The sequence below is a fragment of the Halorientalis brevis genome, from assembly GCF_023077655.1.
This window is the reverse complement of record NZ_JALLGV010000008.1, coordinates 321,740-334,248: the sequence shown is the minus strand read 5'-3', so window position 1 is coordinate 334,248 and position 12,509 is coordinate 321,740. Positions and strand designations below refer to the sequence as shown.

Below are 12,509 nucleotides of genomic sequence, written 5' to 3'. Positions count from 1 at the left end.
CGGACTGATCACAGCTGCGTACCGTCAGGTTCGGCGACAGGACCCAGCTGTCAGCAACCTTTTCCGCAAGTTCGCCCTCGCGCCGAGGTCGCCAACATTGTCTCAGCTACCTCAGCGTTCAGGTACAACACCGCCCAACAACGGATGTCTATGGATCACATAGTCGTGCTCGGTGCCGGCGTCGGCGGCACGATGACCGCCAACATGCTTCGCCGCCGGTTGGACCGCACCGACGCCGAAATCAGTGTTGTGGATAAAAGTACAGAACATGCCTATCAGCCGTCGTTCTACCTGCTCCCGTACGGGTACATGGAGCCCGACGACCAGTTCCGGGAGGTAAGCGAACTGCTCCGGAGCGGCGTCGAGTTCGTACACGACGAGGTCACGGGCGTCGACCCGGACGAGAAGGTCGTCGACCTCGGAGACGGCGACCTCTCCTACGACTACCTCGTCGTCGCGCTGGGTCACCGGCTCGCACCCGAAGCGACCCCTGGGATGCTCGAAGGGTGGGAAGAGACCGACTCTGTCTACCCCTTCTATCACTTCGAGGCCGCGATGGAACTGCGCGACGCGCTCGAAGAGTTCGACGGCGGGACGTTCGTCGTCTCGGTCCCCGACACGTCGATCAAGTGCGGGGGCGCCCCGCTGAAGATGACGATGCTCGCCGAGGACTACTTCCGCCGCCGGGGCATCCGCGACGACGTCGACGTCGTCATGACCAAGGGCAGCGACGCCGTCTTCGGCGTCTCGCCCTACCGCGAGAAGCTCGAAGAGATCTGGGCCGACCGCGACATCGAAGCCAACCTGAACTTCACGGTCGAAGAGATCGACCCCGAAGCGCAGGTGATCCACTCGAACGAAGGCGACACACAGGAGTACGACCTCTACGCGCCGGTGCCGCCCCAGGAGGGGCAGCCGGCGCTGACCGAGCACTCGCCACTGACCGAGGACGACGTCGAAAACGACGGCGAGTACGTCAGCGTCGACGAGCACACGCTCCAGCACACCGAGTACGAGGACGTGTTCGCCCTCGGTGACGGCTGCAACACGCCGAACGCGAAGACGGCCGCCGCAGCGCGCAAACAGGCCCACGTCGTCCTCGACAACCTCACCGCCCACATGGAGGACAAGCGCCAGACCGCCGAGTACAAAGGGTACGCCGCCTGTCCGCTGCTGACCGAGAAGGGCAAAGCGATGGTCGCCGAGTTCGACTACGAGGAGAGCATCTCCGCGCCCGTCGAGAGCCGGATGAACTGGATCATGGACGTCAACGTCCTCCCGAGTTTCTACTGGGACTCCTGGCTGCGCGGCTACGATCCCCTCCCATAACAATGGCGAGCGATTCACACTCCGCCGACGCCGCGGTCGCGTCCGACGACGCGTCGGAACTGGCACGAGCCATCGAGGAGAACGACGAGGAGCTCGCGGAGCTACTTCGACTGCTCACGACGACGGAAGAACTCGCCGAGGACCTCGCGCCGGAACTCCGCGAGGCGGTCCGGGAGAACCGCGAACCGATCAGCGAACTACGGCTGGCCTTCGAGCGCGAGGAGACGCTCGTCCTCCTGCAGCGCGTCGGCGAAGAGGCCGACACGCTCGTCGAGTTGCTCGACGTCCTCGCCGCGTCGAAGGACCTCACGGACGACCTCGTGCCGGAACTCCGAGTCGCCATCCAGGAGAACCGCGACGTCATCGAACGGCTGCGATACTCGCTGGAGAGCGAGGAGACGCTCGCGCTCCTCGAACGCCTGGGCGAGAACGCCGACACGCTCGCCGACCTGCTCGAACTGCTCGACGCGACCCACGACCTCGCGATGGATCTCACGCCGGAACTGCGCGAGGTCGCCCAGGACAACCGGAACGTCATCCGCGATCTCCGGATGGCCGCGGCGGGCTTCGCGGACGCCCACGCCGAGAACGAGGTCGAGATGTACGAACTCGGCCGGAACGCCGGCAACATGATCGCCCTCGTCCAGACGCTCGGCGATCCGAAGGTCACCGACGCCCTCGGTGCCACCATCGACGGACTCGCCACGGAAGACCCCGAGCCGGTCGGCTTCTTCGGGCTCCTGGGCGCGCTGTTCGACGCCGATATCCGGCGCGCGCTCGGTCGGTTGCTCGCCGCCGCCCGCGGCCTCGGCAGCGTCTCCTTCGAGGAATCGGACTGACGCCGTGGGCAGGTGCCGAGTCGGATTCGACACCGCAGGCTTCCCACCGACACTCGCAGCCCGGACCACCGGGGCCAGATACCGGAAAGAATGTTTTCTAGTTCGCAAACGTTGTACGAGAGTCCGAAAAGATAGTTCGTAGAAGACCAGTTTAATGGGTCGTCTCCCAATTCGGAAGTAGGATGACACAGGAACCAGCATCCGCGGACGAATCGGCTGTCGAGACGCCTGGCATCGGCGATCAGTTCCCGGAAATGACGGTCGAGACGTCCCACGGCGAGTTGACCATCCCCGACGAGTACGAGGGGCAGTGGCTCGTCCTGTTCAGTCACCCCGGCGACTTCACGCCCGTCTGTACCTCGGAGTTCGTCGCCTTCGAGCAGCGTCGCGAGGAGTTCGAAGAGTTGCAGGCCGAACTGCTCGGCCTCTCGGTCGACCGCGTCCACTCGCACATCAAGTGGACCGAGTGGATCCGCGACAACCTCGACGTCGACATCCAGTTCCCGATCATCGCCGACGACCAGGGAACGGTCGCCGAGCGGCTCGGCATGCTCCACCCGGGCGCAGGAACGGCAACCGTTCGCACCGTCTTCATCGTCGATCCGGAGGGCACGGTCCGGCTGCGCCTGACCTACCCGATGGAGATCGGCCGCAACATCGACGAGATCCTCCGCTCGCTGCGCGCGCTCCAGAAGAGCGACGCCGCCGGCGTCGCCGCACCGGCCGACTGGCCGAACAACGAAAAGTTCGACGACCGCGTGCTCCTGTCACCGCCCGGGACCGAAGCTGACGCCCAGGCCCGAAAGGAAGAGGTGGCCGACCGCGAGGACACGGACTACTACGACTGGTGGTTCGTCACGCGCGAACAGTAACGAGCGCGGTCAACAGCACGCAGGCGACACCCGCGCGGTGACAGCCGCGACCCCGACAACGACTCCAATTTAAGTATGATCGATCCAGTCATCGCCAGCAGACTTCAGTTTGCGGTGACGACGATAGTCCACATCATCTTCCCAGTGATGAGCATGGGGTTAGCGCCCTTCCTCATCTACTTCACGTGGAAGGAGATACGGACGGAGGAACAGGTGTACGAACAGCTCCGGACCTTCTGGACGAAGATCTTCGCGATCTCGTTCGTCGTCGGCACCGTGACGGGCATCGTCCTGGAGTTCGAGTTCGGGACGAACTTCGCGGCGTTCTCGACGGCGGCGGGCGAACTGTTCGGCGGCCCGCTCGCCATCGAGGGCATGATGGCGTTCATGCTGGAGGCGACGTTCCTCGGCATCTTCGTGTTCGGCCGTGACCGGGTCACCGACCGGCTCTACATGCTGTCGAGCGTCCTCGTGGGCCTGGGCACGTGGCTCTCGGCCGTCTGGATCCTGATCGCCAACTCGTGGATGCAGACCCCGCGCGGCTTCGAGGTCGCCCGCGAGAGCGGCCAGCCGATCATCGCGCTGGTCGACCCGATCGCGGCGTACGCCAACCCCCGCTTCCCGTGGATGTACGTCCACATGCAGAACGCGGCCGTGCTGTCGGTCGCGCTGTTCATGACCGGCGTCGCCGCCTACTTCGTCTGGACGAACCGCGACACGGAGTTCTGGCGGAAGACGATGAAGGCCGGCCTCGCGGTTCTGCTGGTCACGGCCCCGTTCCAGGCGATCCACGGCGACGCCTACGGCCGCCACGTCGCCGAAACCCAGCCCCAGAAGTTCGCCGCCATGGAGGCACAGTACGACACCGACTCTTCGGTCGGACTGAAGTTGCTGGCGTTTCCGACGAGTTTGGACGACATCACCGATCCCCACGCCGAGGACCTGTTCGTGATCGAGATTCCCTTCGTCGCGTCGTTGCTCGCCAGCGGGGGTGATCCCGGAGCGACCATCACCGGACTGAACGACATTCCCACCGAGAGTCCGCCGGTCGCCATCGTGTTCTGGGCGTTCCGAGCGATGGTCGGGCTCGGCATGTGGTTCATCCTGCTGGCGTTCTGGGGCGGGTATCGGTGGCTCCAGGGCGACCTGTTCGACGACGACCTGCTGGCGAAGGCGCTGGTCGGGTCGTCGGTGCTGGGCATCCTCACCGTCGAGTTGGGCTGGATCGTCACGGAGGTCGGGCGCCAGCCGTGGGTCATCCAGGGCGTGATGAAGACCCACGCCGGCGTCTCGCCCGGACTGACCGGGACGGAAGCGCTCGCCACGCTCGCCGGCTTCGTCGGGGTGTACTCGGCGCTACTGGTCCTCTACTGGTACGTCGTTGTGCGTCTGATCCGCGAGGAAGCGCCGACGAAGCCGGCGACGCCGAAAAACGACGGGAGCGCCAGCAGGGAGGTCGTCCCGAGCGATGACTGACGTGATGACGCCACTGAGCCTCGCCGACGAGCCGCTGTTCGGGTTGCCGCTCCCGGAACTCTGGTTCGCGCTGGTGTTCGCCGTCTTCGGAACCTTCCTGTTTCTCGACGGGTTCGACTTCGGCGTGGGCGCGCTGTTCGCAACGCGCCGCACCGACGCCCAGCGCGAGCAGTTGCTGGCCGCCATCGGCCCCTTCTGGGACGGCAACGAGGTGTGGCTCGTCGTGTTCGGCGGCATGCTGTTCGCCGTCTTCCCGTCGGTGTACGCCGACCTGTTCAGCCGCCACTACCTGCTGATGTTCGCCATCCTCGGCGCGCTCATCCTCCGCGGCCTCGCGCCGGAGATGTACGAACAGCGCCACGACGAGGAGTGGCAGCGCCGCTGGGGGCAGGCGTTCGTCGTCGGGAGCGTCACGGCGCCGTTCTTCCTGGGCGTGTTCGTCGGGAACTGGCTGTTCGGCGTCGCGGGCGTCGCGTCGGTCGCGAGCGTGCTGACGGGGCTCGCCGTCGTCGCGCTCACCGTCGTCGACGGCGCCGTCTACCTCGGGCTGAAGACGCGGGGCGACGTCCAGTTGGAAGCGCGGCCGCTCGGCTACCTCGCGCAGGCGGCCTATCTCGTCCTGGCCGTCGCGGCGCTGGTCGTCGGCAGCGGTTCGGCACCCCACGTCGAACTGTTCTCGCTCCCGACGCTCGGTCTGCTCGGACTGACCGTGCTGCTGGCCGTCGGGCACGTGGTCGCTGGCCGGCTCGACCGCCCCTACCTGGCGTTCGTTGCCGTCGCCGGCCAGGTGTACGGCCTCGTCGCGCTCGTCGCGACGCTGTTGTTCCCGCTGGTCGACCCGGTGACGGGGCTGACGGTCGGTGACGCAATCGTGTCGACGCTCCCACTGAACCTCTCGTCGATCGGCGCGGCGTTCCTGCTGCCGCTGGTCGTGACGTACTTCGTCGTGCTGTACTCGGCGTTCAGCGGCCCAGTCGAAGAAAACGAATCCTACGCGTAGGCACCTCGCCTACGTCTCACGCCACTTCCGATAGAAGCCGACGCTAAACAGCAACAGGAGCAGCCCGATCCCGAGATTGCGGAAGAACGAGCCCAGATCGCCGGTGATCGACAGTTGCAACAGGCCGACGCCGACGAGAAACGCGATGACGACCCCCGAGAGGGCGAGCATCCACGTCGCGACGTCGACGGACTCGGAGTCACGCACGGGAACTCACATCCAGCGGGCCGCGGCCACACGCGACACTGGGACGGAGCGATACATCACCGTGACTGCAGAGTGACGTGCGTATCATGGCGTCTCGAAGGAGGCCAGCGATAACGAGGGTGTTGGTCAGTGCGTCGTCGTCTCGGGCGACAGTCCGATGCCCGCCAGCAACAGGCCGGCGGCGACGAGCAGGCCGAGGCCAAGCGCCGTGACGATGTCGCCGAGCCTGAGCATCCAGGCCGCCGCACCGAGGCTCACGAGAACCATCACCGTGCCGGCCACGAACAGGGGCATGTCGAACCGCTCGCGACGATCTATCAGTGACATCAGTTGATCACATCCGTTACTAGCCACCGAACCGGCTAAAGTAGCGGTCTGCGGGATATTATTGGCCGTTTCGGCCGGCGTGCCGTCGGTCCCGGAAATAATTGCGAGCCGGCCGCACCCAGCGACCGACAGCGAGCTCTCGGTCGCGGACGGTGCGAGATCGTATCGGCCGCATGCCGTCACGGGGTCGATTCCGGCGCTCTCTGTCGGCGTCCGGGCCGACCCGCACGTGTTCGGCCGAGCAGTGATCGACGTTCGGACCGTACGCGGACCACCATGGCAGCCACGAGCCGAAGCGGATTGCGGCTGACGCCCTTTCACGTCGCAGCGCTCGGTTTCTTCGGCGGCGGCCTCCTGCTGGCCGCCTACAACGGCCTCCAGGCCGTCGATCTGGTGTCCACAGTGAGCTGGATCGGCTGGAGTCACGTCCACTTCGTGACCGTCGGCGGGTTCACGCAACTGCTGTTCGGGATGCTCCCACAGTTCGCCGCACGCAAACTCGATCAGCCGGCCCCGGGTCGACGCGCCGTCCTGGGTCCCTTCGCTGGCCTGAACGGCGGATTCGCCGCGATCTGGTACGGCCGGGCGTTCGGCCGTCCGGCGTGGTTCGACCTCGGAACGATCCTCGTGTTCGTGACCGTGCTCGCAGTCCTCGGCAGTCTCCTGGCGATGGGGTGGCGAAGCGAGCGACGCTGGTGGCGCGACGTGACCGTCCGCACGTACGTCGCCGCGCTCACCGTGTTCCTGGCTGGGATCGTCTACGCGTTCGGCCTGTTCAGCCACCCCGTCGACGTGCCGGGTGGGTTGGACGGGCTGCGTGAAGCCCACGTTCACGCCAACGGCTGGGGCTTTCTCGGCCTGGCCGCCATCGCCACGCTGTACGACCTCTTCCCGCGCCTCGTCGACGCCGATCTCTACAGCGAACGCCTGCGGGCGTACTCGTCGTGGCTGTTCATCGCCGGCATCGTTCCCCTAATCACTGGCCCGTGGCTCGGGCTGGGACGAACAGTCACGGCGCCGGGCCTGGTGCTGTACGCCAGCGGCTTCCTCCTGTACGGCTACACGCTCGTCAAAACCTACCTCGCCGGAACTGGGTCGGGCGTCGCCCAGTCGGTACTCGCTGCGCAGGTCTGGGTGCTCGGCCCGGCCAGTTTCGCGCCGTTCATCCTCTTCGGCGTCCCGCTCGGCATCGAGTCGGCGTGGATCGAACAGGGCGCGCTCCACTTTTTCTTTCTCGGCTGGGCGCTCCCCATTGCGATGGCCGGGCTGCTCGTCACCGTCCGGACGTTGCCGTGCCTGCACGATGACGCGACTGAAGGCCAGGGAACGCTCTCGGACATGGTACCCCGGGACGGCACGCTCGACGTCCTCCCGACGTGGATGGTCGGCACCTGGAACGGCGCCGTGTTCCTGACGGGACTGGGCTTTTTCTTCCAGAACCAGCCGATTGCCACCCAGTTGTTCGGCGTCGGCTGGACAGTCATCCTGCTGATCTGGGGCTATCAACTCGGACAGATCATAGCCCAGCGACGACCAGGCCTCGCCTGGCTCCCGGGACTCGGCTGAGGGATACCGTAGCCCGTTACGGCCACCTGGTTGCAGCTTCCTCCGTTCGGAACGAACCCCAAAGAGCGTGGACGCCGAATGACGCACGGGATGATCGATCAACTCACCGCCGAGCAACTCGCCGCGAAACTGGACGCCGGGGAGCCGTTCACGCTGTTCGACACCCGACCGGCGGACAGCTACGACGCCTGGCACATCCACGGCGCCGAGAACGTTCCGTTCGGGCCCGGCGACGAACTCTCCGAGGACGACCTCGACCGCGTCCGCAGCAGGGCCGACGGCGGGCCGATCGTCACGATCTGCGGGAAGGGACTGACCTCGACCGGCTTCGGGTTCGCGCTCGAACAGCACGGCTTCGAGGACGTGGCCGTCGTCAAAGGCGGCATGCAGGACTGGAGCGAGGTGTACGAGGTCGTTCCAATCGAAACCAGTTCCGAGGACCTCGTGCTCGTCCAGCTCCAGCGCCGCGCGAAGGGCTGTCTGGGCTACGTCGTCGGCTCGGCCGAAACTGGCGAGGCGGCCGTCGTCGACGCGACCAGGCAGACGGACCAGTTCAAGATCGTCGCCGAGGAGGCCGGCCTCACGATCGAGCACGTCATCGACACGCACGTCCACGCCGACCACATCTCGGGCGGGCGCGACCTCGCGGACTCGCTCGGTGTGCCGTACCACCTCGGTGAGAAAGCCGCCGACCGGGACGTCGCCTACGAGTACGAACCGCTCGCCGACGGCGACGCGCTCGAACTCGGTGACGTGGAACTGAAAGCGTTCCACACCCCGGGCCACACCTCGGACGTAATGAACTACCGCGTGAACGACGAGGCGCTGCTGACGGCCGACACGCTGTTCGTCGAATCCGTCGGCCGCACGGAGTTGCAGTTCGGCGACGCCGACGCCGCGACGGGCGCGGAGTTGCTGTACGACTCGCTCCACGACACGATCCTCGACCTCCCCGACGACACGACGGTTCTGCCGGGCCACGTCTCAGTTTCGACCGACGGACGGTACGAGGTCGCCGCCCCGGGCGATCCGATCGCGGCGCGACTCGGCGACCTCCGGTCGGACCTCGACCTGCTGGGACTGGACAGGGAGGCGTTCGTCGAGCGACTCACCGACCAGACCCCGGAGAAGCCACCCAACTACGAGCGGATCATCGCCATCAACAAGGGGCTCGAAGCGCCCGCCGACGAGAGCGAGGCGACGGAACTCGAACTCGGGCCGAACAACTGCGCGGCCTGAGAGCCACACCGGATGGGTCAGTTCGCAGAGTTCGGCTCTCTGGCTCGGCGAAGCTTCCGTTCGACGTCGCGGCGTTCCGCCCTCGCGCCGACGGCACTGAGGGCGAACAACACGAGCGGGACGACCACTCCGGCCAGTCCGTAGTCCTTGGTTTTCAGCCACGGCACGACAGACACAGTCGAGACGAACCCAGCCAGCAGCAGCCAGCCGTTCGTCCGTTTCAGTAGGTCGAGTTTCATGGATAGACGTGTCAATCAGCCATTCGAAGCTCCATCACCGCTCCAGATAAATCCTGGCTTGTTCTGCCGAAAGAAACGAGAGAGCCCGACTTCGCTGGTCCCACGTCGTTCAGTCCGAGGAACCGACCGTCCGCCCGGTCACGGCTTCGAGGTGCTTGACGAGCGCCATCATGTCTTCCTCGCCGTGGCCGAGCGCCCGGGTCGCACTCGTGGCTTCACGGGTAGCACCGACCGCAGGGAGCGGCGTGCCGTCCTCTCCGGCGGCGTCGAGGACGAGGTTCAGGTCCTTGAACAGGAGATCGACGGGAAACTGCGGCGTGAAGTCTCGCTCGCTGACGACCGGTCCCTTGTAGTCGTACAGCGGCGCTCCGAGAACGCCGTTCTGGATCACGTCGAGCACCTCGTCCGTGTCGAGTCCCTGTCCCTCGGCGAAGGCCAGCGCCTCCGAGAACCCCTCCATCATCACCCCGAGCAGGAGGTTCGTCGTCAACTTCGTGCTCGTCCCCTCGCCGACGTCGCCGACGTGGCGCACGTCGCCGAACACCGAGAGCAGCGGCCGCACGTCCGCCAGCACGTCGTCGGACGCGCCAGCGAGGACGAGCAGTTCGCCCGCTTCGGCGGGGCCGACGGTTCCGAGCACCGGGGCGTCGACGAAGCGTCCACCCGTCCCTTCGACCGTGCTCGCGACCTCCTCGGTCGCCTCCCGCGAGACGGTGCTGGTGTTGACGACGGCCGTCCCTGGGTCGAGCCCCTCGATGACCCCCTCGTCGCCGGTGACGACCGCCCGGAGCGCGTCGGGGCCGGTGACCATCACGACGACGGCGTCGACTGCCGCCGCCAGGTCTGCGGGGGTGTCGTGGGTAGCGACGCCCTCAGCGGCGAACGGGGACATCGCGGCCGCCGTGCGGTTGTGGACGTGGAGGTCGTAGTCCGCGCCGTGAACGTTCCACGCCATCGGTTCACCCATCGCACCGAGACCGACGAAGCCGATTCGGTCCATACCCGCGATTACGGCCGCCCACAGTTTGTAAGCTCCCCTTCAGTCGACGGCCCGCGCCGGCCGAGATCGACGAACCGACAGCGAGACAAAGGGCACTCCCGAGCACTGAGTCGTGAACGAGGGACTGCTGTTGTCGGTCGCGGCGGCGCTGTGGCTGGGCTGTTACCTCGTCGTCGTCAAGCGATACTTCAGTCACTACCCGCCCGTCCTGTACGTCGCCCTGTCGAACACTACGAGCCTGGTGTGGTACCTCCCGGTCGTCCTGTTCACGGTGCCCGCCGACGAGCGGGTTCCCGCGTCACTGGACCTCGCTGGCGTCGCCGTGCTCGCAGGGACGGCCGTCTTCACCGGCGTCGCACTGCTCTCCTTTTACCACGCGCTGGCCATCGGCGACGTGTCGTACGTCGCGCCGCTGTCGAAGATCGTGCCCGTGTTCGTCCTGCCACTGGAGGTCGTCCTCCTGGACCAGCGGCTCTCGGCGCTGCAGATCGCGGGCGTCGTCGTCGCGACGCTGGCGGTGTACGTCGCCAACTACCGGACGGGGTCGCTGATCGGCCCGCTGCGTCGGATCGCGACGAACCGCGCGGCCGGCTTCGCGCTCCTGAGCGCGGCGACGTTCGGCGTCGTCGACGTGGGCAAGCGCGTGAGCATGCAGGAGCTGGCGGTGCCGCCGGAGACGTTCGTCGCAGTGATGCTCGTCACGGTCCTGCTGTTGGTCGCCCCGTTCGCGGTTCGCCATCGGGGAACGGTCGACGCGCGCGATGACGCCGTGAAGCTCCTGGCCGCCGGGCTCCTCGTGGCTGGCGGCCAGCACCTCATCGCGACGGCGTTCCAGACGCTGCCGGCCAGCGTCGTCTCGCCGGTCGTCAACACCCAGGCCGTCGTCGCAGTCGTGCTGGGAAGCCTGCTGCTCGACGAATCGCACTTCCGGACGCGACTGGCTGCGGCGGGGCTGGCGGTCGGCGGGATCGCGCTGATCACGCTCGGGTGAGCGGCAGAGACGGGTGCGCGCGGTCTCAGAACAGGCCAGTGATGAACCCCATGCCCATGAGTACGAGGACGGCCGCGGAGAACACCGGCAGGTAGGGCGTGTACTTCTCGACCTCGTCCTCGTAATGTTGATAGCCAGCGACCAGGGCCAGCGTCAGAGCGACGATACCCAGGACGACCGTGAGCGCGTAGACGCTCATCAGTTCGAGACACATGGTCGAGCCGGCGCACATGGCGATGATCTCGAACTCTTCCTCGTGGGCGAACCCGAGCACGAACGCGAACCACGCGATGCCGAGCAGGCCGCGGTCAGCTGCGTCATCTAGGGAGCCGTGCGCGTGCGAGTGGCTACCCACGAACGGGAGCAGCCCAGCGAGCCGAGCGAACAGCCCGGCATCGGCGTGGTCGTCGCTGGGGTGAGCGTGGGAGTGGCCGTGCGCTCCGTGGTCGTGCTGCGCGTGGGCCGGCGTCTCGTCGAGAGTCACGGTGGCACTGTCGTGGGCGTGTCCGCCGTCGAATTTGTCGACGGCTCCGGTGTGGCCGTGGTCATCGTGGCCGTGACCACCGTCGCCGTGGGAATGGCCGTGGCGGTACTCGCGAACCCCAAGCGCGATGAGCAGGACGCCAGCGACGAGACTGACGGGACCGCCGAGCTGGACGCCGCCGGCGACCGTGATCGGCTCGTTGACCTGGGTGAGCGAGAAGTACGATTTCGCGTAGAAGAACACGCCCACCATCGCGAGACTGCTGACGAGGTGGCCGACGCCGATGAGGAGGCTCGCTGCGAACCCGGAGACCCACTTGTTTGACTGGTCGAGTGCGTACGACGCGGCGACGGGCCAGCCGTGGCCGGGTTCGACCCCGTGGACGGCGCCGAGGACGACCGCGCCGATGAGCAGGCCGAGCGATTCCGCCTGGAACAACGCCATACCCGAAACACGGTGGATCGCACGTTTAGGGGTTGTTAATACCGGAACCGGGGTATCGTCATACCGAGGAGTCTTGTGGGAGCGACGCACACCACTCGGTATGCGGACGAGCTTCAACATTCCCGACGAGATCGTCGACGAGTTCGACCGGGTGTGGCAGGCCGAAGGCATGGAGAACCGGTCGCGAGCGGTCCGAGAGGCGATGCTGGAGTACATCGAGGTCCACACCCGGCTCGAAGACACGACGGGCGAAGTCGTTGCGCTCGTCGGCTTCGACTACCGTCACCACGACGTCATCAGAGACCTCCACACGGTCCAGCACGACTACCAGGACGTGATTCTGAACACGAGCCACACCCACCAGGGCGAGTGGTGTCTGGAGTCGCTGTTCTGTCGCGGCCCGGCCGAGCGCGTGCGCGAACTCACGTATCGGCTTCGTGACTTCGACGGCGTCCGGCGCGTGAAGCTCATGGTCATCCCCGACGACGACGAGTAG

General features: G+C 66.5%; 14 protein-coding genes. 9 read left to right on the top strand and 5 right to left on the bottom strand.

Features of this window, described 5'->3' with window-relative positions; genetic code table 11:
• Positions 1-150: 150 nt before the first annotated feature.
• The 5 genes from MU553_RS19700 to cydB all read left to right on the top strand — a co-directional run bounded on the left by MU553_RS19700 (position 151) and on the right by cydB (position 5,516).
• Positions 151-1,329, top strand: coding sequence for an NAD(P)/FAD-dependent oxidoreductase (locus tag MU553_RS19700; RefSeq protein WP_247380857.1), 1,179 nt, complete (start codon positions 151-153; stop codon positions 1,327-1,329).
• Between the two features lie 2 nt (positions 1,330-1,331).
• On the top strand, positions 1,332-2,168 hold the full coding sequence (locus MU553_RS19695; RefSeq protein ID WP_247380856.1) for a helical membrane plugin domain-containing protein: 837 nt from the start codon (positions 1,332-1,334) through the stop codon (positions 2,166-2,168).
• A gap of 182 nt (positions 2,169-2,350) precedes the next feature.
• Positions 2,351-3,040 (top strand): peroxiredoxin, encoded by a 690-nt coding sequence (locus tag MU553_RS19690; RefSeq protein WP_247380853.1) that lies wholly within the window; start codon positions 2,351-2,353, stop codon positions 3,038-3,040.
• 75 nt (positions 3,041-3,115) lie between these two features.
• The gene (locus MU553_RS19685) at positions 3,116-4,516 is read left to right on the top strand and encodes a cytochrome ubiquinol oxidase subunit I (RefSeq protein ID WP_247380851.1); all 1,401 of its coding nucleotides are present in this window, start codon (positions 3,116-3,118) and stop codon (positions 4,514-4,516) included.
• Positions 4,509-5,516, top strand: a complete 1,008-nt coding sequence (cydB, locus tag MU553_RS19680) for a cytochrome d ubiquinol oxidase subunit II (protein WP_247380849.1) — start codon at positions 4,509-4,511, stop codon at positions 5,514-5,516. Before MU553_RS19685 ends, cydB begins: the two co-directional genes overlap by 8 nt.
• A gap of 9 nt (positions 5,517-5,525) precedes the next feature.
• On the opposite strand, the gene MU553_RS19675 is transcribed toward cydB, so the two are convergent.
• Positions 5,526-5,723, bottom strand: coding sequence for a DUF8073 family membrane protein (locus MU553_RS19675; RefSeq protein ID WP_247380846.1), 198 nt, complete (start codon positions 5,721-5,723; stop codon positions 5,526-5,528).
• Positions 5,724-5,849: 126 nt separating this feature from the next.
• Positions 5,850-6,050 carry a hypothetical protein gene (locus tag MU553_RS19670; protein WP_247380844.1) on the bottom strand — a complete coding sequence of 67 codons (201 nt, stop codon included), beginning with the start codon at positions 6,048-6,050 and terminating at the stop codon, positions 5,850-5,852.
• 276 nt (positions 6,051-6,326) lie between these two features.
• On the opposite strand from MU553_RS19670, the gene MU553_RS19665 reads away from it, so the two are divergent.
• Both MU553_RS19665 and MU553_RS19660 read left to right on the top strand, forming a co-directional pair.
• Entirely contained in the window at positions 6,327-7,616 is a 1,290-nt protein-coding gene (locus MU553_RS19665; RefSeq protein ID WP_247380841.1) for a cbb3-type cytochrome c oxidase subunit I, read from the top strand.
• 90 nt (positions 7,617-7,706) lie between these two features.
• Positions 7,707-8,855 (top strand): MBL fold metallo-hydrolase, encoded by a 1,149-nt coding sequence (locus MU553_RS19660; RefSeq protein WP_247380932.1) that lies wholly within the window; start codon positions 7,707-7,709, stop codon positions 8,853-8,855.
• Between the two features lie 17 nt (positions 8,856-8,872).
• On the opposite strand, the gene MU553_RS19655 is transcribed toward MU553_RS19660, so the two are convergent.
• Complete coding sequence (locus MU553_RS19655; protein WP_247380838.1) at positions 8,873-9,094, bottom strand: hypothetical protein; 222 nt, start codon at positions 9,092-9,094, stop codon at positions 8,873-8,875.
• Between the two features lie 109 nt (positions 9,095-9,203).
• Positions 9,204-10,094, bottom strand: coding sequence for an NAD(P)-dependent oxidoreductase (locus MU553_RS19650; RefSeq protein WP_247380836.1), 891 nt, complete (start codon positions 10,092-10,094; stop codon positions 9,204-9,206).
• Positions 10,095-10,206: 112 nt separating this feature from the next.
• On the opposite strand from MU553_RS19650, the gene MU553_RS19645 reads away from it, so the two are divergent.
• A complete protein-coding gene (locus MU553_RS19645) occupies positions 10,207-11,085 on the top strand; it encodes an EamA family transporter (protein ID WP_247380833.1) in 879 nt (292 codons plus the stop codon).
• Positions 11,086-11,110: 25 nt separating this feature from the next.
• On the opposite strand, the gene MU553_RS19640 is transcribed toward MU553_RS19645, so the two are convergent.
• Complete coding sequence (locus MU553_RS19640; protein WP_247380830.1) at positions 11,111-12,013, bottom strand: hypothetical protein; 903 nt, start codon at positions 12,011-12,013, stop codon at positions 11,111-11,113.
• Between the two features lie 100 nt (positions 12,014-12,113).
• Between MU553_RS19640 and MU553_RS19635 the strand changes: the two genes are divergently transcribed.
• Complete coding sequence (locus MU553_RS19635; protein ID WP_247380828.1) at positions 12,114-12,509, top strand: CopG family ribbon-helix-helix protein; 396 nt, start codon at positions 12,114-12,116, stop codon at positions 12,507-12,509.

What these genes read in the sequence shown, in the direction of transcription:
- MU553_RS19700 (WP_247380857.1), top strand. Translation starts at nt 151, where the DNA reads ATGGATCACATAGTCGTGCTCGGTGCCGGCGTCGGCGGCACGATGACC.
- MU553_RS19695 (WP_247380856.1), top strand. Translation starts at nt 1,332, where the DNA reads ATGGCGAGCGATTCACACTCCGCCGACGCCGCGGTCGCGTCCGACGAC.
- MU553_RS19690 (WP_247380853.1), top strand. Translation starts at nt 2,351, where the DNA reads ATGACACAGGAACCAGCATCCGCGGACGAATCGGCTGTCGAGACGCCT.
- MU553_RS19685 (WP_247380851.1), top strand. Translation starts at nt 3,116, where the DNA reads ATGATCGATCCAGTCATCGCCAGCAGACTTCAGTTTGCGGTGACGACG.
- cydB (WP_247380849.1), top strand. Translation starts at nt 4,509, where the DNA reads ATGACTGACGTGATGACGCCACTGAGCCTCGCCGACGAGCCGCTGTTC.
- MU553_RS19670 (WP_247380844.1), bottom strand. Translation starts at nt 6,050, where the DNA reads ATGTCACTGATAGATCGTCGCGAGCGGTTCGACATGCCCCTGTTCGTG.
- MU553_RS19665 (WP_247380841.1), top strand. Translation starts at nt 6,327, where the DNA reads ATGGCAGCCACGAGCCGAAGCGGATTGCGGCTGACGCCCTTTCACGTC.
- MU553_RS19660 (WP_247380932.1), top strand. Translation starts at nt 7,707, where the DNA reads ATGATCGATCAACTCACCGCCGAGCAACTCGCCGCGAAACTGGACGCC.
- MU553_RS19655 (WP_247380838.1), bottom strand. Translation starts at nt 9,094, where the DNA reads ATGAAACTCGACCTACTGAAACGGACGAACGGCTGGCTGCTGCTGGCT.
- MU553_RS19650 (WP_247380836.1), bottom strand. Translation starts at nt 10,094, where the DNA reads ATGGACCGAATCGGCTTCGTCGGTCTCGGTGCGATGGGTGAACCGATG.
- MU553_RS19640 (WP_247380830.1), bottom strand. Translation starts at nt 12,013, where the DNA reads ATGGCGTTGTTCCAGGCGGAATCGCTCGGCCTGCTCATCGGCGCGGTC.
- MU553_RS19635 (WP_247380828.1), top strand. Translation starts at nt 12,114, where the DNA reads ATGCGGACGAGCTTCAACATTCCCGACGAGATCGTCGACGAGTTCGAC.